We start from the raw sequence: 20,990 nt of genomic DNA on the forward strand, positions 1-20,990 counted from the left end.
AGAAAAAAGCTATCTTAGTAAATGTACAACCTCATAGCATTATGAAATATTGTGAAAACATCCTCGAAACGATTGGCCATACTCCCTTAGTCAAATTACACCGCGTATCTGCCACCCTGCCATGCCCAGTGTTTGCCAAAGTAGAGTTTTTTAACCCAGGCAACTCCATCAAGGACCGTATGGCCCTGAAAATGGTGGAAGAAGCCGAGAAAAAAGGTCTGCTCAAGCCCGGCGGCACCATTATCGAAGGCACATCCGGCAATACCGGTATGGGATTAGCCCTGGCCGCAGTTATCAAAGGTTACAAATGTATCTTCACCACTACCGACAAGCAGTCCAAGGAAAAAGTGGATATCCTCAAAGCGGTAGGCGCAGAAGTAATTGTTTGTCCTACCAATGTGGAGCCGGAAGATCCCCGCTCCTATTACTCCGTTTCCAAACGCTTGTCTCAGGAAATTCCCAATTCCTTCTATGTCAATCAGTACGATAACCTGGCTAACAGGGATGCGCACTATGAACAGACGGGTCCGGAAATCTGGGAACAGACGGATGGAAAAGTGACCCATCTGGTCGTAGCTACCGGCACAGGCGGTACTGTTACGGGTACAGGTAAATTCCTGAAAGAAAAGAACCCGAATATACAGGTATGGGCGATAGACAGCTATGGCTCCCTGTTGAAAAAATATTTTGAGACCGGAGAGATTGATATGAACGAAGTATATCCATATATCACAGAAGGTATTGGGGAAGACTTCGTGCCACAGAACTATGATATGGGCGTTATTGACCGTTTCGAAAAGGTGACGGATAAAGATGGCGCTGTGATGGCCCGCCGTATCACCAAGGAGGAGGGCATTTTTGTGGGTTATTCCGCCGGTTCAGCTGTGGCTGGGCTGCTCCAGCTGAAAGAGCACCTGAAACCAACGGACGTGGTAGTAGTGATTTTCCATGATCATGGTAGTCGCTATGTGGGGAAAGTCTACAACGACCAATGGATGATGGAACGCGGCTTCCTGGATGTAAAAACCGTGAAGGATGTGGTAAGCTCCCGTCGTAATCAGCCACTGGTAAGTATTACACCGGATGTAAAAGTAAGCGATGTCATTTCCAAAATGAGGAAATATGATATAGAGCACTTACCGGTATTTGAGAATGGAGAGATGATAGGTTCTGTATCCGAGAATGGTTTGTTTAACAAACTGATTGATGACGTACATCTGAAAGACGCTACGGTCAGAAACGTTATGCAGGCGTCATTCCCGGTTGTCAGTGAAAATACGCCTATTGAGAAATTATCCTTTTACATTAATAAAGAGAACGGCGCTGTTTTAACAAAAGACGAAAGCGGCGATTATCATATTGTTACCAAATACGATATTATTCAGGCGCTGGGAAGATAATGATGGAATATACAGATCAACTGCAACGTAATGTCGTGCTGGAAAAGGCGCCAGAGAGGATTATCTCTCTGGTGCCTTCCCAAACGGAGTTGCTTTATTCGCTGGGCCTGGAAGAGCAGGTAGTGGGGATTACGAAGTTTTGTGTACACCCTGACACGTGGTTCAGGACTAAAACCCGTGTTGGCGGCACTAAGCAAGTTAATATGGATACCATCCGGTCGTTACGTCCGGATTTGATTATTGCCAATAAGGAAGAAAATACGAAGTCGGATATAGAAGCACTTATGCAGGAATATCCGGTATGGGTAAGCGATATACATACCCTGGAAGATGCTTATGGTATGATGGCTGGCATTGGTGCGATTACGCACACCAGTAACCGGGCGGCCGCTATGATAGCGGAAATTTCGCAGGATTTCTCCGATCTGCGGCCATTATCAAAGCCTTTAACAGCCGCTTATTTTATTTGGCGGCAACCTTGGATGGTAGCGGGCGGAGATACTTTTATTCAGCAGATGTTGAAAGCCTGCGGCATTCAGAATGTTTTCGGGGAGTTGACCCGATATCCTGAAATTACGATGGAGCAACTGAAAGCCAGTCATTGCGACCTGGTATTACTTTCCTCTGAGCCTTATCCATTTAAGGAAAAGCATATGTCGGAATTGCAGGAGATATTGCCGGAGGCCACTATTCAGTTGGTGGACGGCGAATATTTTTCCTGGTATGGCAGCCGGTTAAAAGGGGCTCCCGCCTATTTTTCCGGGCTGATTGCCGCATTAGACCAATGATATTCTACCCTGTCTCTGACTGTTATTAATGATTTTGCAGGAAGTCGATTACCCAGGCTGCAAAGTAAGGGGATCGAACAGTACTGTTATGATCGCCGGTGACTGTTGCGTGCATGCCGGTGGGCATCATGGCTGCGAGTGCGCCGCCAGTATCGTTATCCTCGTCTTTATCGCCGCCAATTACCAGTACTGGTTTATGAATGCCTGCCAGTTCCTGTGGCGTAGAAGCAGGTTGTTCTTTTTGCTGCAGGGCCAGTGCTTGCTGGTCTAACCCTGCCGACTGTACGTTTTTCACCATTGCTGCCAGTTCAGGTACATTTTCGCCGGAGAGTGCGCGATAGAAAAGCCATCGCCGTGGCCAGCCGGGGTTGGTGAAGGCAGTGCCCATTCCGCCCATTACGCCGCAGCGCACGCGATTATCCAGGAGGAGTACGCGGGAAGCGATGATGGCGCCACGGGAATATCCTACTATTTTATAGGCGTTCAGGTGCAGATGGTCTGCCAAAGCCATGATATCGCGGGCTTCCGCATCATTGGCGTAGGCGTTCTCTTCATGAGGTTTATCAGACAGGCCGTTGCCGCGCAGGTCTGGAGTAATTACACAATATCCCTGACGAATCAGGGAGTCGTACAGCGGGTACTTGAACCACGCGTCTCCCTGCTGCATAAATCCATGCAGGAGTATTACCGGCGTTCCTTTTCCCTTGATAGTAAAGTGAATACGGGTATGATCGAAGGAAGCATAGCTGCCGGAAGAATCTGGCGGGATAGTAGCAAAAGTAGTTGTAGCAAGACACATGATCATCCAGACCAGCAGGCATTTCCTGAAGCGAGGTTGCATAGTATTGGGTTTTCAGACGTAAAAGATACGATTAACGACAAACCATTTAAAGGTAGTGTAAAATCTGAAATCGTTATAAATCTTCTCATTAACTCCTTATATTTGCTTTCCTAAAAATCAAATATCTTTTAGAGTATGGGAAAATACAGAGCTGGCGTATTATTCGGCGAAGAGCTGGATGCGCTGTATAACGATGCCAAAGACAACGGATTTGCTATGCCTGCTGTGAACGTGGTAGGAACTAACTCCGTAAACGCAGTACTGGAAACAGCAGCAAAGGTGAATTCACCGGTAATTATACAGTTTTCCAACGGCGGTGCGCAATTCTTCGCTGGTAAAGGAATGCCTAACGATAAACTGCAGGCGAATATTGCAGGTGGCATTTCCGGCGCGAAGCATGTGCATGAAGTGGCAAAATATTACGGTGTGCCAGTAGTACTGCATACAGACCATGCTGCTAAAAAATGGCTGCCATGGATCGACGGTCTGCTGACTGCCGGTGAAGAATATTTCAAACTGCACGGTCATCCGCTGTACAGCTCTCACATGCTGGATCTGTCTGAAGAGCCGCTGCACGAAAATATCGAGATCTCTCACAAATACTTTGAGAGAATGAACAAACTGGGTATGTCTATCGAAATCGAACTGGGTGTAACCGGTGGTGAAGAAGATGGCGTAGACAATTCCGGCGTAGACAATTCCAAACTCTATACTCAGCCTGAAGATGTAGCGCATGCATATGAAGTACTGTCTAAAGTAGGTAACCGTTTCACAGTGGCTGCTGCTTTCGGTAACGTACACGGCGTATACAGCCCAGGTAACGTAGAACTGCGTCCGGTGATCCTGCACAACAGCCAGGAGTTCATCCAGCAGAAATTCGGCACCAAAGCAAAACCAGTTTACTATGTATTCCATGGCGGTAGCGGTTCTCCAAAGCACCAGATTGCAGAAGCACTGGGTTATGGCGTTATCAAAATGAACATCGATACCGATATGCAGTGGGCATTCTGGGAAGGTGTACACGATTTCTACGAAGCGAAGAAAGAATATCTGCAAGGCCAGCTGGGTAACCCAGAAGGTGCAGATAAACCAAACAAAAAATACTATGATCCACGCGTTTGGCTGCGCAAAGGGGAAGAAACCTTTGTTAAGCGTCTGGAAGAGGCTTTCCATGATCTGAACTGTATCAACAGAAACGCTTAATATATTCTTTGTACATTTTTTTAGGAGAGGATCTGGTTGAAACCGCAGGTTTTGACCAGATCCTCTCCTAATTTATTGGTGGATGCAGCATCTTTTTAATTATATGTAACTTATTATACTATAATTATTTGATTTTTTACTTAAATAATTCATTAATTCGTATCTTGCACCACTATTTTCTAATCTAACAGAAGAATATGTCAAGCTGGTTTAAGCGAATTAAACAAGGCATTTCCACCTCCACCAGTGAGAAGAAAGAAGCTCCTGATGGTTTATGGCACAAATGCCCTAACTGTAAAAAAACCACCACTGTTAAGGATCTGAAGGAGCATTTTTATGTTTGTGATAAGTGTAATTATCATAATCGTATCAACTCCGCTGAGTACTTTGAGATCATTTTCGACAACAATCAGTTCGAAGAACTGTTCCCCAATATTTACCCAACTGATTTTCTGGGCTTTAAAGACTTGAAGCCCTATGGTGACAGGCTTAAAGATGCGCAGAAAAAATCAGGTCTGAAAGACGCCATGACAGTTGGCGCTGGGCAGGTACTGGGAAATGACTTGGTGGTGGCTTGTATGGACTTCAACTTCATCGGCGGTTCCATGGGTTCTGTTGTTGGAGAGAAGATTTCAAGGGCTATTGATTATTGCATTGTGCATAAAATGCCACTGATGATTATATCTAAATCTGGTGGCGCGCGTATGATGGAGAGTGCATTTTCTCTGATGCAGATGGCAAAAACATCCGCTAAACTGACACAGCTGGCAAATGCAAGACTTCCTTACATCTCCCTGATGACTGATCCTACCACTGGTGGCGTGACGGCATCTTACGCGATGCTGGGCGATTTCAACATTGCAGAACCGGGCGCACTGATCGGCTTTGCAGGTCCAAGGATCATCAAGGAAACTATTAAGAAAGATCTCCCTGAAGGATTCCAGAGCGCTGAGTTCCTGTTGGATCACGGTTTCCTGGATTTCATCATGGACAGAAAAGAATTGAAGACCAAACTGGCAACAGTACTGGCACTGTTCAAAAAATAAACATTACATTGTATGCTTTATGGATTTGCAGTCGTCAGACTACCAAATCCATAAAGCATTTTTGTAATCATACACTATGGCAGAATTAAGAAACAGATCGGCATATTTTGAGTACGCAATAGAAGACAAGTATATTGCTGGCATAGTATTAACCGGAACGGAGATTAAATCAATCCGTGCCGGCAGAGTGAGCTTTAATGATGCATTCTGCTACTTCTCCAAAGGAGAGTTGTTTGTTAAAAGCCTGCATATTGCAGAGTACTCCCACGGTACCGCAGCCAATCATGATCCCCTGCGGGAACGCAAATTATTACTGACTAAGAAAGAACTCCGCAAACTGGAGAACAAAATGAAGGAAAGAGGTTATACCATTATCCCTTTACGTATGTTCATCACCGAGAAGAGTTTGGCGAAGATGGAAATAGGCCTGGGTAAGGGTAAGAAACTCCATGATAAGAGAGATTCCATCAAACAGCGTGAGTCGGAAAGAGAGTTGAGACGTCAATATAAATAGTCATCAGCATTATCCCATAAACCCGAATTCCAGTGAAACTTCCGAACCTATCATTCCTGCAACTGCGCACACTACTATGCTGTGCAGTAGTGGCATTCCTATTCTCATGCCGCTCCGGAGAAAAATTATATAATAAAGGTCGTTACGATGAGGCGGTAGAAACTTTCGTGAAGAAGTTACAGCGCCGTCCGTCTGATACGAAGGCCCGACAACTCCTTCCTACTGCCTATCAGCATTCCTTGAAGCTGCATGAAGATCGTGTCAGCCAGCTATTGGTTTCCAATAATCAGCTTAAATGGGAAAATGTAAGGGCGGAATACCGCAGCATGCAGCGACTGTATGACATCATACAATCCAGTCCTGCCGCTATGGAAGTGGTAAAGCCGAAAGACTATTCATCCGCCATTACCGGCGCACAGGAGAATGCAGCAGAAGCCCGTTACGAACGTGGTAATATTTTGCTGGACAGAGGTGATAAAGCCAGTGCCAGACAGGCTTATGATGAGTTTGCCGCCGCACTGAAACTGGTGAACAACTATAAAGATGCCAAAGCCCTCATGGATGAGGCCTATCATATGGGCGTAGTGAATGTGGTGATCAGCCAGCTTGAAGTACGTTCTCCTTATTTCCAGTTCACTGCTGATCAGTTCCGCGACTATCTGGTTCGCAACATTCAACAGCAACAGATTAATCGCTTTGTACAGTTCTTTGACGAGCGCTTTGCCGCAGAAAACAAAGTGCCGGCAGATCAATACCTGGAACTTCGATTCTATGATTTTATCGTTGGTCAAACATATGTAGACCGCACTCAGCGCGATGTTAGCAGGGAAATTGAAGATGGTACGAAAAAAGACTCCACCGGTAAAGAAATCAAAAAGTATATAACGGTAAAGGCTACACTTTTTCTCACCAAACAAACCGTTGTATCGAAAGGTATTTTGGATTACCGTATCCTCAATACCGCCAATGGCCAGACGATCCGTCAGAACCGCATTCCGGGCAGTTATACCTGGATAAATGAATTCGGTTCTTACAGAGGCGATTCCCGGGCATTATCGGATCAGGACAAACGCCTGATGGGAGGCCGCGAAATGTCTCCTCCTCCACCCGATCAGTTATTCCTGGAATTTACCAAGCCTATTTATACGGATCTGGACCGGGAGTTAAGAGGTTTTTACAGTAATATTTAAAATTGATATTTAAAATAAAAGGGAAAGGACGTCTGCGACGTCCTTTCCCTTTTATTTTTGCGACTAATAAGTTATTGTACATATTGTTGTAGTAGTGGCAGCAACTGATGTGCAGGCACTACGCCGCTTTGGCGCCATAGCAGTTTACCCTCTTTGAATAGCAGTAATGTAGGGATACTTGCAATCTGCCATTGACTGGAGAGCTGCGGATTCCTGTCCACATCAATTTTCACTATACGAATCTTATCTCCCAGTTTGTCTTTCACCTCCTTCAATATCGGAGGTACCATCTTACAAGGTCCGCACCAGGTAGCAAAACAATCGATCAGCAAAGGAGTGGATGACTGTATTAGTTCCTGTAGATTTTCCATAGTTCCGTATTTTACTGTTAGATAAAATTTGATATTCAAAGGTACAAAGTACCAATGGATAGTACAACATGATAAAAATTGCGTATATTAAATCACCCTAAAACCATTTTTATGCATGTACTTTCTATCGTCATCTTTGTGCTGTGGCTGGCCTCTGAAATTCTGCTCAATGTGCTATTGCGTCCTGGCAAGGCAGACAAGCAGCAACAAGATAAAAACAGTCTGAATGTGATATGGCTGGTGATCATTGCCAGTATCATTGCGGCTTCTCAGCTGGGTTACCGTACCTATGCTCCCATTGCTTCCAGCTTTTTTCCCGTGCATTATACCGGACTGGCATTGATCGTACTGGGTGTGATACTACGATTTGCCGCTATTCGGGCACTTGGTAAATTCTTTACTGTAACGGTTACTATCCGGGAAGACCATCAGCTAAAGACGGATGGGTTTTATGCCTATTTACGTCATCCTTCTTATGCGGCCTCCCTACTCTCCTTTATTGGCTATGGGGTATCCTACAATAACTGGTATAGCGTAGCGGCAGTGGTGATTCCCGTATTTATTGCCTTTTCTTACCGCATCAGTATTGAAGAGAAAGTATTGCTTACCCAATTCGGCGATACTTACCGGGCGTATATGCAACGTACGAAACGATTGATACCGTTTATTTATTAAGCATAAAAAAAGCGGAAATAAAAAGGGATTGATGTCTGCGACATCAATCCCTTTTTATTTTCATGCAATATATTAGTTGTTCAGGCTAGGATTATTCTGTACTTCCGATAATGGAATAGCGAAGAGGTAATATTTACTCTGTGGCGTAAACACGGTACCATCCGGGAAGCGCAGGGTTCTGTGACCTTTCGCTTTCACTGCTTTGAATGTACCGTCTGCACGAGGCACCTGAATGATAGAATCGCCACCAGTATAAGAAGTAAATGCTTTCCTTACCACAGTTCCATTAGTTCGCAGGATATCCGACAGCGAGAATCCTTCCCCCCATAGTTCCTTTCTTCTCTCAATCATAATGGTATCGATCAGACTACCGGTATTCTGTACATATTGATATGCACCACGGGCAGAACGCAATTCATTCAGTTTGAGTGCAGCATTTCCTGCATCGCCGCTACGGGCGTAGGCTTCCGCCTGGATCAATACCATTTCTGCAGTGCGCATCAGTACGAGATCGCCGATTAAGGCTGTCTGGTCACGGAAGCGGAATTTTTTATAGCGCAGGTAACCTTCCTGAGATGGTAATGTATCCCAATCAAACAACTGCGTACGTACGTCGCCGTTATCGAAGTAGTTTTTGAAGAAAGGATCTGCCATGAAGCTGTAGTAGTAAGAACCGGGATCGCTTACATCCAGGAAATGGAAGTTATAGCTTGCATTGCTCTGGTTAGGCGTTTGAGGGTGTCCCCAGATCCATTCTACATTGCTGACATCGCTGAAACCTTTCAGATAGTCCGCTCCTGCCATCAGTGGGTAACCGTTGCGGGCAGCAGCTGCTTTCTGTTGTGCCAGGGTCCATTGTTGGGTTTGCAGATAGGCTCTGGCCAGCAATCCTTCAACCACATTGAGATCGATTTTATATTTTTTGCTCGCGTCTCCCCTGTTATACCCTGTTACCAGTGGTTCTGCTGCCAGCAGGTCGGCAATAGCCTGATCGTATACCTGTTTAATGGTAGCACGCGGATTCCCTTTGGTAGTGGGTGTTGTAGGGGTGAGATAGATAGGTACTGCTTTGGCGTTAGGATCTACTATCGGATTAAACTGATAGAAGGATGCCAGGGTCAGGTAGCACCAGCCACGGAGCGCATAAGCTTGTCCTTTCAGACGGGCTTTCTGTGCGTCATCTCCCGTTGCTTTATCAACGTTTGCAATGATGCTGTTGGCATTGTCTATCACTTTATAGAGAATGGTCCAGTAAGCGCTGACGCGGTTCTTGGTGTTGTCTACCATTTCCACGAAGGTATAAGCATCCCGCAAACCATATTTGGTGGTTACGGCCACATCATCCCCCATGGCATCGCTGGCACGGAGAATAGAAGTGAATCCTGGTACGGAATACGTGAAGAATGTTTCCATGGCATAAGCCCAGGTTCCGTTGATAACGGTTTCCACGTTATCTGCGGTAGTGAATACCTGATCTTCCGGTACTTGGTTGGTAGGTTGCTGATCGAGGAAGCTCTTACTGCACGACGCCAACAATCCTACACTCAATATCGCTGTAAGTATATATCTGTTCTTTTTCATGGCTCTGTTTTTAGAAATTCAGGTTAATACCGGCAGATAAAGATTTGATAGCCGGATAACGGAAGTAAGTAACGCCTGCAACTGCCTGCTCAGGATCCATCCCCTTGTGACCATAAATAGTAATCAGGTTCTCGCCTGTTACGTATACGGTAACCGTATTCAGGTGCGCCTTATCCAGTAACGACTTAGGCAGCGTGTAGCTGAGATTCACATTTTTCAGACGTGCATAAGATGCATCATACAGGAAACGTGTGGAGGTAGATGTCCAGTTCGTATTGTTGGTTGTCAGCAAAGGAACGTTGGTATTGGTGTTCGTTGGCGTCCAGTGGTTCAGCATTTCTTCAGACCATGCGCGACCGGGGTTATTACCGGTATGCATTAACTGAGGATAATCCTGGTCCAGTACTTTTCCACCCAGACTGTAAGCCCAGAGGAAAGACAGGGAAATACCGCGGTAAGTGAAGGTATTGGTCAGACCGCCATAAATATCCGGTAATGCAGAACCTGAGTAATACAGGGAACCGCTGCTATAATTGGAAGTAGTGGTTTTATTACCTGTAGTAGGATCTGTTACATACCAGAGTGGCGCTCCAGTTTTAGGGTCTACTCCTGCCCATTCGCGGATATAGAAATCATAGATAGAATGGCCTACCATCAGTTTCTTCGTACCGCTGATAATTTCTTTCTGCGGTAAGGAGGTCACCACATTTTTGTAATGGGTGAGATTCAGGTCTACAGACCATTGGAAGTCTCTCGTTCTTACCGGTACGCCTCTTAACGTAACGTCTATACCATTGTTACGTAATGCGCCGATGTTCTGCGCAATGGAAGGATAACCTGTAGAAGGCGCCAGTGGCAATTGATAGAGCAGGTCTCTTGATTTACGCTGGAAGAATTCTACAGTACCACCGAAACGGTTGTTAAACATGGACCAGTCTACCCCTACGTTGAGGTTTAAATTGGTTTCCCATTTCAGGTTGGTGTTGGCCAGCGTATCGCGGTAGGTACCGCCTTCTCCGAGGTTGCTGTTTACTACATACAAAGCCTGATAGCCGTAGAAGGAACCTAGGTTATCATTACCCTGTGCACCGTAGCTGGCGCGTACTGTCAGCAAATCCAGCCACTTGGAGCTTTTCAGCCAGTTTTCTTCTGTCATTTTCCAGGAACCGCCTAAAGACCAGAAGGTACCCCAACGTCTGCTTGGAGAGAATCGGGAAGAACCATCGCGGCGTAATGATCCGGAGAAGAAGTATTTTCCTTTGTAGTCATATTCTGCGCGAGACAGGTAGCTGGATAAAGTAAATACATCGGAGTAGCCGGTGTAGCCCAGTAGTACAGAGGCATCAGCCGGTTCTGTCAGGCCTGGCAGCGAGAAACCGGAGCGGTTACCATCGATGAAGGTGAATTTATATTTATAGGCTTCCTGACCAGCGAGTAAGCTGATATGATGTTTTTCCTGGAAGGTTTTATCGTAAGTGAAAATGTTGTTGAAAGTCCAGCTGAAAGTACGATAGCTACCACGATCCACCGTACCGCCGATAGGCGCATCGAAGCCCAGTGTTGGGTTGGTGTAATCGTGGGTCATGCGCTGCGTATAGTCGGCGCTGTAAGTGGTTTTAAATTTCAGCTGATCCCAGATGGTAGCTTCTGCAAAACCACGAGCGGAAACATCATCACGGTTTACGTTATGTAAATCGATGTTAGCTGTTTGAACCAGGTTGGTATTGGGGTTATTGGCACTAGGGCGATATGCGCCATAGTCGAATATTTTATTACCGTTTGCATCCAGAATATATGCGCCTGTAGTCAGGTTACGTTGATATATTGGATAGAAGGAAGGCATTAATCTGCCGTAGTTCACGTAGTTATCGGAGCGACTGTCTTCAGAAGGAGGCGCTTGCTGATCGGAGTGAGCAGCAGCGAGGTTGATGCCTACTTTCAGCCATTTTTTTGCATCCAGGTCCAGGTTGGTGCGTACGTTATAACGTTTGAAACCTGAGCCAAGATAGATACCCTGATCGTTCAGGTATCCGCCGGAAACATAGTATCTGGCTTTGTCGGAAGTACCGCTGATGGCCACATCTGCTTGCGTGCGTTGGCCGGTACGCTGCATGGCATTGTTCCAGTTATCGTTCCAGAGCGGGTGAGCGCCTGGCACTATTTTGCCATCCAGGCCAACAGGCGTAGGATAAGCCGTACCGTAAGGGTTGATGCCGAGATCGCTGACTACATTACTGCTGGCGTATGCAGCAGCCGCGTCTGCCGACAGGCCATTGGTAAGACCCGCATTACGCAAGGCTTCCCAGTACATTTGGAAATAATCATTGGTGCTTACCTGTGCGTAATCTTTCACTGCACGTTTAGAAAATCCCTGGCTTACCCGGGCATTGATATTCGTACCGTTGCCTTTTCCTTTTTTAGTAGTGATGATGATCACGCCATTAGCGCCGCGGGACCCGTACAGGGCACTGGAAGCCGCGTCTTTCAATACAGAAATAGACTCGATATCCGAAGGATTGATCGCATTAATACTACCAGTATATGGTGCGCCGTCCACTACATACAGCGGATCAGATGAAGCGTTGATAGATCCCACGCCACGGATGCGGATCGTCGCATCAGTACCTGGTTGTCCGCTCTGGGCAGTGCTTTGCACACCGGCTACCTGTCCTTGCAGACCGCGGGAAACGCTGGAGATCTGGCGATCTTCCAATTCTGCCCCTTTAATCTGTGAAACGGAACCCGTCAGCGAGTTTTTCTTACCAGTACCGTAAGCGATCACCACTACCTCGTCAATTTCTTTGCTGGCAGATTCCAGTGAAATACGTATAGGCGCAGTCGTTATGGCTACTTCCTGTGGTTTCATACCTATAAAACTCACCACCAGCGTAGTTGCTGAAGGATCGGTGACATCCAGTTTAAAAGTGCCTTCCGCATTGGTGGCAGTACCTTTGGTAGTACCTTTTACCACCACTGTTGCTCCTGGCAACGGCGCTTTATCTATGGCCGAGAATACTGTTCCCGTAACTGTGCGTGTTTGTGCAGCACCCAGTAATGGGCCCAGCACCACGAGAAAAATTAAAAGTAATCGTTGTAGCATAATATGTTAGTTGTGGAGGTTTTGCTGTTTTCAGAAGCATGGAATATCCACCCCAGCGCCGGTTTGGCGTTAGGTACCCCAAGCTATGTTTCCCCTATTATTTAATTGCTGTCAGGTGATTGTGTGGCTTTTCAACAATACATTCGGGCGTCGCAACAGTACGACAAGCATGCAGCACAATGCGGTTGGTTTCTTTGTAATTGGTTTCCTGTCATGAGTTCCGTTTTATTACCCTATTAATTCTATAGACTTATAGGAGCGCAAAGCTAGTGGTTATTCCGTAATCAACAAAAGAAATGTTAAAAAAGTTGCCGAAAATTATTTTCCATGACTCATGAGGAGTACAATAATAACCCCTGAAGTAGTGAGGGTAATATTGGCCACTGCATAGGCCACGGTATAGCCTAGTGCGGGCACCTTACTATTCAGCGCATCCTGTACTGCCAATAGCGGGGCCGACTCGTCATGCGCGCCAGCACAGGCTCCCAGCCCTACTGCCGGATGAAATCTGAAGACATATTTAGAAAGAAAAAGTGCCAGTACCATAGGAGAAAGACTTAATACGATCCCGGCGAGAAAGAGAGTGATGCCTTCTTGTTTTAATCCGGTAAGGAATCCTTCACTGGAAGTGAGTCCTACGATTGCAATAAATACATGCAGGCCAAGTTTTGCCAGCACCCATTGGGAAGAAGGGGGAATAAATCCGAAAGTGGGACGTGCGCTGCGCAACCATCCGAAGAAGAGTCCTGCGATGAGCGAACCTCCGCTGGTACTAAGTTCCAGGGGCACCTTCCCTACTTTCACGGACAGCGCGCCTACCAGCGTACCGATCACAATACCTCCGGCCAGGTAAATGATATCCGTTTCCACGCCTGTTTTCTCTTTGAACCCAAGGAGTTTGATGGCTCTGTCCAGATCCTGTTCGATTCCCACCAGTTCCAGTACATCGCCTTTGGCCAGTACTGTTAGTGGCGATAAAGGAATTTCAATCCCTGCCCTGGTGAGTTTGCGGACGCTGATACCTCTGAAACTTGGCTCTGCTGCGAGCCTGCGTATATGATGCCCCACCATTCGTTTATTCGTCACGTATACCATGGCATCTTGCACGGGAAAAGTAAGTAGTTCTACGTCTGCTACTTCTTTACCCAGGAGTGCATCTGCACCGATTGCGGAGACACGTTGTCCGCCAGCGGCCACGATATCTCCGGCATGGAGTAGTAAATCCGGCGTTACTGGGAGTAGTCGTCCTTCCCGGCGTACGCGCAGCATCCAGAGGATACGGCCTTTTGCTTTGAGGGAGTCTTCCAGTTCAGTAACGGTTTTACCATCGCCGATAATATCTCTGCTGAGGAGGTATGCGCGGAAAGCTACTTTATCATAGGCGTTTGTGGGTCCTCCTTGCTCTTCTGTGGCTGATTCGGCCAGTTTGGCTTCCAGTTGCTTAGTTTCTTCAATTAGTTTAGCCCTGCTGCCAGACATAAACCAGGGACCAATGACAGAGAGGAACCAACTGGTACCGGCGGTACCGAAGATATACGTCACGGCGTAAGCCACGGGTATCTGATCCAGGTATTTGGATTTTTCGAAATCGGGGATATTCAGATCCTTGATACTATTAGAGGCCACCCCGATGATAGCGGAGCAGGTATTGGCGCCTGACATGAAACCGGCGGCAGTACCTATTTCAAAGCGTAAGATGGAAGAGATGATCCAACATAATATCAAGCTGCTAACGCAAACAATAAATGAAAACAATGCAATAGGCATCCCATCTTTTTTCAGAGCCTGGAAAAATTGGGGGCCAATGCCATAGCCGGTACAGAACAGGAAGAAGAGAAAGAAAATTGCTTTGGAGCCGTCGGGGATCGGGATATGATAAGTGCCGATGAAAATACCTACGAGCAGTACGCCAGTAACGGTTCCCAGGGTGAAGCCTTTTATATGTACTTTGCCAATCAGGTACCCTAACATAAGGGTTAACATCACGGCAATTTCAGGGTATTTGCGGAGGGTGTGAATGAGCCATTCGAACATAAGCAATAGTTGAATTGTCGGAATAATTACAACTCAACTATTGAATTGGTTCTCTTTGGGTGTGCAGCAGATTATCCGTTGCCGCTTTCAAAGCCGGTGTCGATCAGCCAGTTGCCGCTATCGGCGGCTTGTGTGGCCAGTTCATCACAACGGTTGTTGAAAGGATTGGTGGCATGGCCTTTCACCCAATTCATTTTTACTTTATGCTTGCGATAGAGCGGAATAAACCGCATCCAGAGATCTTTATTTTTTTTGTCTTTGAAGCCTGTTTTCACCCAGCCCCAGATCCAACCTTTTTCTATACTGTCCACGACGTATTTACTGTCGGTATACACGGTGATGTCGAGACCTTCCCTGGTGAGGACTTCCAGGCCGGTGATAACGGCCAGTAGTTCCATGCGGTTATTGGTTGTTTTACGGTATCCCTGGGACAATTCCTTTCTTACGGTTCCCCACATGAGAATCACGCCGTAACCGCCAGGACCGGGGTTACCGCGTGATGCTCCGTCTGTATATATGATGAGTTCAGCCATTCGGCGAAGATAGTGGATTCACACATTATTCCTACACCTGGAATACGCCTACATTGAAGGATTGCTCAATGGGGGCGTTTTCCGCCGCTTTGATTCCTTCGGATATGCGTTTACGTGTGTCCACCGGATCGATGATATCATCTACCCACAATCTTGCTGCCGCATAGTATGGAGTAGTTTGAGCAGTATACTTTTCAGTGATAGCTGCCAGTAATTTGTTTTCTTCTTCAGGGGAGATTTCTTCTCCTTTAGCCTTTAGCGATGCAACCTGTATTTGTAGTAATGTTTTGGCGGCCTGTTCTCCTCCCATTACTGCGATTTTAGCAGTGGGCCAGGCATAAATGAAACGGGGGTCATAGGCTTTTCCGCACATAGCGTAGTTTCCTGCGCCATAGGAATTACCGATGACGATAGTGATTTTGGGTACTACAGAATTGGCCACTGCATTCACGAGTTTTGCGCCATCTTTGATGATGCCGGCATGTTCGCTTCTGCTGCCCACCATAAAACCGGTAACATCCTGGAGGAATACCAGTGGAATTTTTTTCTGATTGCAGTTCATGATAAAGCGTGCGGCCTTGTCGGCTGAATCATTATAGATCACGCCTCCCATTTGCATTTCGCCTTTGCGGCTTTTTACAATTTTGCGTTGGTTGGCCACGATGCCTACTGCCCAGCCATCGATGCGGGCGTAGCCGCAGAGGATACTTTTTCCGTAATCTTCCTTATACTGATCAAACTCGGAACCATCTACCAGTCGGCTGATGATATCCAGCATATCATAAGGTTTGGTACTTTCTGCGGGCATTAGTTTGTACAGATCTTCTGCGGGGAATGAGGGCGCTACCGGGGCGATGCGGTCGTACCCTGCGCCGGTATTATGACCGATTTTGCCAACGATATGTTTGATGCGATCCAGGCATTCTTCATCCGATTTGAATTTGTAGTCGGCTATTCCGGAGATTTCCGTGTGGGTAACGGCGCCGCCTAACGTTTCCGCATCTACGTCTTCGCCTATAGCGGCTTTTACGAGGTAAGGGCCGGCGAGGAAGATAGACCCGTTTCCTTCCACCATGAGTACTTCGTCGGACATGATTGGGAGATACGCGCCTCCTGCCACACAACTGCCCATTACAGCGGCGATTTGGGTGATGCCCATAGCGGACATGCGTGCATTGTTGCGGAAGATACGACCGAAGTGTTCTTTATCCGGGAAGATTTCATCCTGCATGGGGAGGAATACGCCTGCGCTGTCTACCAGATAGATTACGGGTAATCTGTTTTCCATGGCGATTTCCTGCAGGCGGAGGTTTTTCTTGCCTGTCAGTGGGAACCAGGCTCCCGCTTTTACTGTCATGTCGTTGGCCACGATCATGCACTGACGTCCGCTTACATAGCCGATGCCTGCGACGGTTCCGGCAGCGGGGCAGCCGCCATATTCGGGGTACATGTCGTAAGCGGCGAATGCGCCAATTTCCGTAAATGTGGAATCCTTATCGATCAGGTAAGCAATGCGTTCACGGGCAGTTAACTTACCGCGTTGCCTTACCTTCTCCAGGCTTTTTTTGCCACCGCCCTGTTCAATGACACCAAGGCGCTGTTTCATTGTACTTACGGCCAGACGAATGGAATCTTCGTTTTTGTTGCTTTCCAGTTCCAGTTGATTCATAACCAGGTTTTTTTGTAAATTACGAATAACGAGTATCAATTCCTTAATCTTTCAGGTATGTCATTTACAAAACATGTAGCCAATTCACTGGAAAGTCTTTATAATGGCGAACCCTGGATAGGGGTTACTTTTAAGGAACATCTTATCCGCATTGATGCGGATAAAGCTGTAAAGCGATTCCAGGATTCCAACTGCATCTGGCAAATCGTTAATCACCTCATTTACTGGCATCAACGGGTAGAGCGTTATATGCACAATGAAGCGCCTGAGCAGGACGGGGATTTGCCCGATTTTTATCTCCCGGATAATCATGGGCCGGATAACTGGCATGGTACTATACAGCGGCTGGAACATTCCTTTACCAGTATAGTGAAGTCTGTCCGCTCCTTTCCGGAAGCCGAACTGTTTGATGTATTTCCGGGTACGGATAATACCGCTATCTACTATCTACAGGGCCTGACAGACCATGATTCCTATCATCTGGGGCAGATTGTGTTACTGCACCGTTATGCCTGAGGCTATAACAGTGACGGCTATCTGAAAAATCACATCAGGTCCATATCATAACGTTGCTCATATAATTGCTGGCCCCAAAGCTGGAGCAGCTTCTCCCCTGTTTTCCTGAATCCCATCTGCTTATACAGTGCGATGGCGGAGGTTTGCATACTGGTGGTCATGAGGTACACTGTCTGGAATTGCTTTTCCTTACAGAAGGCCAGTGCGTCGGTCAGGAGTTTTTTTCCGAGACCGCGGCCTCGATAATCCGGATGTACCAGGAACCATCTCAGCTGGGCGAGTCTTCCTGCGCCCAGGATAGCCACGCATGCGATAATTTTGCCCCCTTCCGTTGCCAGGAAGAGGCGATCTTTTGCCGGCGAGTAGCTGGCTACGAATTCATAGAATGTTTTACAGACATAGGCTTCAAATTCCAGGTTGTATTCTTTTTCCCTGGCATAGAGATCGCCATGCAGGTGGATCAGATAACCAATATCGCCGGGGAGGATATTATTTCGGAAGATGATACCTTCTCCTGCGCTGTCCTGGTCTTTCCCCAGGAGGCGTCGGATGGTATTCATGGCGGCTCCCAGTTGGTTCTGCTGTTGCTGACTAAGCGGGGCGATGAGGCGCAGGATATCTTCCCGGCTTTCCTGGTGGAGGGTAGTCAATAAGGCTTCACCATCCGGGGTAAGTCCGAGGGTAAAGCTGCGGGCATCTGTGGGGGCCGGAATCCGGATAATCAGTCCCTGTTGCTGCAGGGAGCGAACGATACGTGTCAGGTATCCGGGATCGGTGCCAGTAGCGGTTGCCAGCTGGCCGGCATTGGGATGATTACCACGGGCTATTTCGTACAAAATGCGGAGTTCTGCTCCCGACAGTGGCTGACGGGTACGATGATTATTCAGGAGGGCGGCTATCTCCTCGTAAAATCCGTTAAAATTCAAAATCGTATCGGCCAGGTTATTCATGTCAGGCATAGCGAGTTGTTTATCAATAAAAATTACAATATAATTTGACAACAGCAAATTTTTTATTTGACAAAATCAAACAATAGAAGTAGAAAAAACTAAAGCTGATTCCATATATTTGACATCTTACTAAAACGGATACATGTCGCCAGCGTTATTATTTTCATTTGTCGTTGCTTATTTCATCATTCTGCTGATTGTAGCCTGGTATACCGGGCGTAATTCAAACAATGAATCTTTCTTCATCGGTAACCGAAACAGTAACTGGATGCTGGTTGCTTTCGGGATGATTGGTACTTCTTTGAGCGGGGTTACTTTTGTGAGTGTGCCTGGGGCGGTAGGCAAGGATGCCTTTACCTATTTCCAGATCACGCTGGGTTACCTGATTGGGTATCTGACCATTGCCTATGTATTGATTCCACTGTACTATCGGTTGCAGCTGACATCTATTTACAATTATCTGAATAATCGGTTTGGGACTGCCTCTTATAAAACCGGCGCGTCCTTCTTCATTCTCTCCAGGACGCTCGGAGCTACGGCCCGACTGTTTCTGGTAGTACGTATTTTGCAGGAGACCATCCTGCAGAATTTCGGGGTACCTTTTGCCGTAACCACCCTTATCATCCTGGCGATGATCCTGGTGTATACCTATGAAGGCGGGGTAAAGACCATTGTGTATACGGATACCTTGCAGACCACTTGTATGCTGGCGGGATTGATTATTTGTGTGTTTTACATCCTGCATACGATGAACCTGGGCTTTGGCGAGAGTATTGCGGCCATGAAGGAAAGAGGGTTGACGAATATATTTGTGACAGATCCTAACAGCAAGTTGTTTTTTGTCAAGCAGATTATAGCCGGGGCCTTTATCACCATTACCATGACGGGGCTGGACCAGGAGATGATGCAGAAAAACATTTCTGTTACTACGGTAAAAGATTCCCAGAAGAACGTGGTGGTATTAGGATTCATCATGCTGATAGTGATTGGGCTGTTCCTGTTTTTGGGAGGCTTGTTATATCTGTATGGCGCATCACAGGGCGTTAATGCTACCGGAGATAAAATCTTCCCAGAGCTGGCACTGCATCATATGCCGCCAGCGATTTCTGTGATCTTCATTATTGCGTTGATCTCTGCCCTCTTTCCGAGTGCAGATGGGGCTATGACGGCGCTGACATCGTCTTTCTGTATAGATATCCTGGGTATTCAACGCAGGGCTGACTGGTCGCCGGAGAAGCAGAAAAAAGTACGTCAGCGGGTTCACCTGATGATGGCGTTTATTTTCCTTTTGTTTGTAATGGTATTTGAATGGATCAACAATCAGAGCATGATTGGGGTGATTCTGAAAATTGCCGCATATACCTATGGTCCGCTGCTGGGGTTATTTACCTTTGGTATTTTCACCAAGCGTGTTGTGAATGACAAGTTGGTGCCGTTAGTTTGTGTGGTGGCGCCTTTGCTCTGCCTGGTGGTGGATAATAATCAACATAGACTTTTTGGTAATTTCGAGATTGGGCTGGAGCTGCTGGTGATCAATGGCTTCTTCACTTTCCTGGGATTACTGCTGATATCCCGCAAAGCGGAATCCGTGGCCTAATGGGCCTCGGATTCCGCCGAGATGGTGGCGTTCAATTTATTTAGTTCCAGGATGGTCGTGCGTCCATTTTTGCTGACCCGATACATGGGAACGAATTTCCGGTTCAGCTTTATCTCTTCAAAAGTATACGACGTACGTTGCTGCACTACATTTGAATATACGTCATTGAAACCGCGTACCAGCACATATACTTCCACGTCTGCGGTTCTCATATCTTCCTCATTAAAGCCCAGTAAAGGGCTGTTCTCATCAATTGGATGGACTACCGTCCAGTTCATGGACAGACTATCCACCCGTTTTCTTTCGAGGGCTAATTCAAAATATTTATAGACCAGGTGTCCATTTTCTTCCACGAGGAGGGCCAGGTTTACCTGAATGATAACATCTGTGAGGGTATGGTATTCCTTGTGGGAGGCCATGCGGAACATTAAGGCTGTTCTGTCTTTATAAGGAGCAATCACGGCATCATCGCTGAAGAGCAGATGTGCGCGGGGGCGGGAGAAACGGCCATAGAGGAGACCAGTAACGATTGCAAAAGAGAGGAAGCCGGTCATGGCTTCGATGGAAGCTACAAAGTTGGCTCCGTCTCCAACGGGGTTCACCCGCCCATAACCCACGGTGGTAAAGGTTTCCGTACTGAAGAAATAAAGTTCTTTGAACTTCTCCCAGGCTGTTACTCCTCTTACGCCTTGCAGTTGCTCGGGGCCTACCAGCCAGTAAATGCCAGTATAGAAAAGGTTGGCGGCAAAAAAGAATAGCAATAAAAATGTGATAAAATTCCAGGCCGAGACATTCAACAACGCGTGATAAACACTAAACCGGTGCCAGAATGGATAGCCTTCGCGGCGGAGGTTGAAGGAACCATCCCGATTGATAAAGCGGCCGCCATAGCCGGCTGCATTGATACCAAAACCTGTGTCGTCATTTGTTTTGGAGAAAGGGTTAATTCTTTTCAGGAGCGCCATTTGAAAACAGATTATAA

The 20,990-nt window shown here is 46.8% G+C and carries 18 protein-coding genes; 9 read left to right on the forward strand and 9 right to left on the reverse strand.

The features are described from left to right. Positions 1–41: 41 nt before the first annotated feature. Together CLV59_RS15680 and CLV59_RS15685 are read left to right on the forward strand one after the other, a co-directional pair. Entirely contained in the window at positions 42–1,400 is a 1,359-nt protein-coding gene (locus CLV59_RS15680; protein WP_111593007.1) for a pyridoxal-phosphate dependent enzyme, read from the forward strand. A 2-nt stretch (positions 1,401–1,402) separates the two neighbouring features. Continuing rightward, a complete protein-coding gene (locus CLV59_RS15685) occupies positions 1,403–2,188 on the forward strand; it encodes a helical backbone metal receptor (protein ID WP_245950881.1) in 786 nt (261 codons plus the stop codon). Positions 2,189–2,213: 25 nt separating this feature from the next. Here CLV59_RS15685 and CLV59_RS15690 read toward each other — a convergent pair whose 3' ends face one another. Then, positions 2,214–3,029, reverse strand: coding sequence for an alpha/beta fold hydrolase (locus CLV59_RS15690; protein ID WP_111593009.1), 816 nt, complete (start codon positions 3,027–3,029; stop codon positions 2,214–2,216). 135 nt (positions 3,030–3,164) lie between these two features. Here CLV59_RS15690 and fbaA point away from each other — a divergent pair, with 135 nt between their 5' ends. From fbaA to CLV59_RS15710, 4 genes are all read left to right on the forward strand, one after another. Then, positions 3,165–4,232 carry a class II fructose-bisphosphate aldolase gene (fbaA, locus tag CLV59_RS15695; protein ID WP_111593010.1) on the forward strand — a complete coding sequence of 356 codons (1,068 nt, stop codon included), beginning with the start codon at positions 3,165–3,167 and terminating at the stop codon, positions 4,230–4,232. A gap of 197 nt (positions 4,233–4,429) precedes the next feature. Further along, on the forward strand, positions 4,430–5,278 hold the full coding sequence (gene accD, locus CLV59_RS15700; protein WP_111593011.1) for an acetyl-CoA carboxylase, carboxyltransferase subunit beta: 849 nt from the start codon (positions 4,430–4,432) through the stop codon (positions 5,276–5,278). Between the two features lie 76 nt (positions 5,279–5,354). Beyond that, entirely contained in the window at positions 5,355–5,792 is a 438-nt protein-coding gene (gene smpB / locus CLV59_RS15705) for an SsrA-binding protein SmpB (protein WP_111593012.1), read from the forward strand. 32 nt (positions 5,793–5,824) lie between these two features. Further along, positions 5,825–6,982: an outer membrane protein assembly factor BamD gene (locus CLV59_RS15710; RefSeq protein ID WP_146616210.1), complete on the forward strand. Its 1,158-nt coding sequence runs from the start codon at positions 5,825–5,827 to the stop codon at positions 6,980–6,982. A gap of 71 nt (positions 6,983–7,053) precedes the next feature. Here CLV59_RS15710 and trxA read toward each other — a convergent pair whose 3' ends face one another. Then, entirely contained in the window at positions 7,054–7,353 is a 300-nt protein-coding gene (gene trxA / locus CLV59_RS15715) for a thioredoxin (protein ID WP_111593014.1), read from the reverse strand. A 111-nt stretch (positions 7,354–7,464) separates the two neighbouring features. On the opposite strand from trxA, the gene CLV59_RS15720 reads away from it, so the two are divergent. Continuing rightward, positions 7,465–8,028 carry a methyltransferase family protein gene (locus CLV59_RS15720; RefSeq protein ID WP_111593015.1) on the forward strand — a complete coding sequence of 188 codons (564 nt, stop codon included), beginning with the start codon at positions 7,465–7,467 and terminating at the stop codon, positions 8,026–8,028. Positions 8,029–8,100: 72 nt separating this feature from the next. Here the strand turns inward: CLV59_RS15720 and CLV59_RS15725 are convergent, their stop codons facing one another. The 5 genes from CLV59_RS15725 to CLV59_RS15745 form a co-directional block, all read right to left on the reverse strand. Continuing rightward, positions 8,101–9,609: a RagB/SusD family nutrient uptake outer membrane protein gene (locus CLV59_RS15725; protein ID WP_111593016.1), complete on the reverse strand. Its 1,509-nt coding sequence runs from the start codon at positions 9,607–9,609 to the stop codon at positions 8,101–8,103. 10 nt (positions 9,610–9,619) lie between these two features. Beyond that, the gene (locus tag CLV59_RS15730) at positions 9,620–12,709 is read right to left on the reverse strand and encodes a SusC/RagA family TonB-linked outer membrane protein (RefSeq protein ID WP_111593017.1); all 3,090 of its coding nucleotides are present in this window, start codon (positions 12,707–12,709) and stop codon (positions 9,620–9,622) included. A 318-nt stretch (positions 12,710–13,027) separates the two neighbouring features. Beyond that, complete coding sequence (gene aspT / locus CLV59_RS15735) at positions 13,028–14,743, reverse strand: aspartate-alanine antiporter (protein WP_111593018.1); 1,716 nt, start codon at positions 14,741–14,743, stop codon at positions 13,028–13,030. A gap of 71 nt (positions 14,744–14,814) precedes the next feature. Beyond that, a complete protein-coding gene (gene rnhA, locus CLV59_RS15740) occupies positions 14,815–15,276 on the reverse strand; it encodes a ribonuclease HI (RefSeq protein WP_111593019.1) in 462 nt (153 codons plus the stop codon). A 31-nt stretch (positions 15,277–15,307) separates the two neighbouring features. Next, complete coding sequence (locus CLV59_RS15745) at positions 15,308–16,945, reverse strand: acyl-CoA carboxylase subunit beta (RefSeq protein WP_211323905.1); 1,638 nt, start codon at positions 16,943–16,945, stop codon at positions 15,308–15,310. A 57-nt stretch (positions 16,946–17,002) separates the two neighbouring features. Here CLV59_RS15745 and CLV59_RS15750 point away from each other — a divergent pair, with 57 nt between their 5' ends. Next, positions 17,003–17,461, forward strand: a complete 459-nt coding sequence (locus CLV59_RS15750; protein WP_111593020.1) for a DinB family protein — start codon at positions 17,003–17,005, stop codon at positions 17,459–17,461. A gap of 29 nt (positions 17,462–17,490) precedes the next feature. Here CLV59_RS15750 and CLV59_RS15755 read toward each other — a convergent pair whose 3' ends face one another. Next, complete coding sequence (locus CLV59_RS15755; RefSeq protein ID WP_146616211.1) at positions 17,491–18,420, reverse strand: bifunctional helix-turn-helix transcriptional regulator/GNAT family N-acetyltransferase; 930 nt, start codon at positions 18,418–18,420, stop codon at positions 17,491–17,493. A 133-nt stretch (positions 18,421–18,553) separates the two neighbouring features. Here CLV59_RS15755 and CLV59_RS15760 point away from each other — a divergent pair, with 133 nt between their 5' ends. Then, complete coding sequence (locus CLV59_RS15760) at positions 18,554–20,008, forward strand: sodium:solute symporter (RefSeq protein ID WP_111593022.1); 1,455 nt, start codon at positions 18,554–18,556, stop codon at positions 20,006–20,008. Here CLV59_RS15760 and CLV59_RS15765 read toward each other — a convergent pair. Then, a complete protein-coding gene (locus tag CLV59_RS15765; protein WP_111593023.1) occupies positions 20,005–20,973 on the reverse strand; it encodes an ion channel in 969 nt (322 codons plus the stop codon). The two genes, CLV59_RS15760 and CLV59_RS15765, sit on opposite strands and share 4 nt — an antisense overlap. Positions 20,974–20,990: the final 17 nt, after the last annotated feature.

The sequence above is a fragment of the Chitinophaga dinghuensis genome (genome assembly GCF_003259435.1).
GTDB classification, from domain to species: Bacteria; Bacteroidota; Bacteroidia; order Chitinophagales; family Chitinophagaceae; genus Chitinophaga; species Chitinophaga dinghuensis.

Coding starts and splice junctions, on each gene's coding strand:
- fbaA (WP_111593010.1), top strand. CDS start 3,165: ATGGGAAAATACAGAGCTGGCGTATTATTCGGCGAAGAGCTGGATGCG.
- CLV59_RS15720 (WP_111593015.1), top strand. CDS start 7,465: ATGCATGTACTTTCTATCGTCATCTTTGTGCTGTGGCTGGCCTCTGAA.
- CLV59_RS15730 (WP_111593017.1), bottom strand. CDS start 12,709: ATGCTACAACGATTACTTTTAATTTTTCTCGTGGTGCTGGGCCCATTA.
- CLV59_RS15745 (WP_211323905.1), bottom strand. CDS start 16,945: ATGAATCAACTGGAACTGGAAAGCAACAAAAACGAAGATTCCATTCGT.
- CLV59_RS15760 (WP_111593022.1), top strand. CDS start 18,554: ATGTCGCCAGCGTTATTATTTTCATTTGTCGTTGCTTATTTCATCATT.
- rnhA (WP_111593019.1), bottom strand. CDS start 15,276: ATGGCTGAACTCATCATATATACAGACGGAGCATCACGCGGTAACCCC.
- accD (WP_111593011.1), top strand. CDS start 4,430: ATGTCAAGCTGGTTTAAGCGAATTAAACAAGGCATTTCCACCTCCACC.
- CLV59_RS15755 (WP_146616211.1), bottom strand. CDS start 18,420: ATGCCTGACATGAATAACCTGGCCGATACGATTTTGAATTTTAACGGA.
- trxA (WP_111593014.1), bottom strand. CDS start 7,353: ATGGAAAATCTACAGGAACTAATACAGTCATCCACTCCTTTGCTGATC.
- CLV59_RS15680 (WP_111593007.1), top strand. CDS start 42: ATGAAATATTGTGAAAACATCCTCGAAACGATTGGCCATACTCCCTTA.
- CLV59_RS15690 (WP_111593009.1), bottom strand. CDS start 3,029: ATGCAACCTCGCTTCAGGAAATGCCTGCTGGTCTGGATGATCATGTGT.
- smpB (WP_111593012.1), top strand. CDS start 5,355: ATGGCAGAATTAAGAAACAGATCGGCATATTTTGAGTACGCAATAGAA.
- aspT (WP_111593018.1), bottom strand. CDS start 14,743: ATGTTCGAATGGCTCATTCACACCCTCCGCAAATACCCTGAAATTGCC.
- CLV59_RS15685 (WP_245950881.1), top strand. CDS start 1,403: ATGGAATATACAGATCAACTGCAACGTAATGTCGTGCTGGAAAAGGCG.
- CLV59_RS15750 (WP_111593020.1), top strand. CDS start 17,003: ATGTCATTTACAAAACATGTAGCCAATTCACTGGAAAGTCTTTATAAT.
- CLV59_RS15725 (WP_111593016.1), bottom strand. CDS start 9,609: ATGAAAAAGAACAGATATATACTTACAGCGATATTGAGTGTAGGATTG.
- CLV59_RS15765 (WP_111593023.1), bottom strand. CDS start 20,973: ATGGCGCTCCTGAAAAGAATTAACCCTTTCTCCAAAACAAATGACGAC.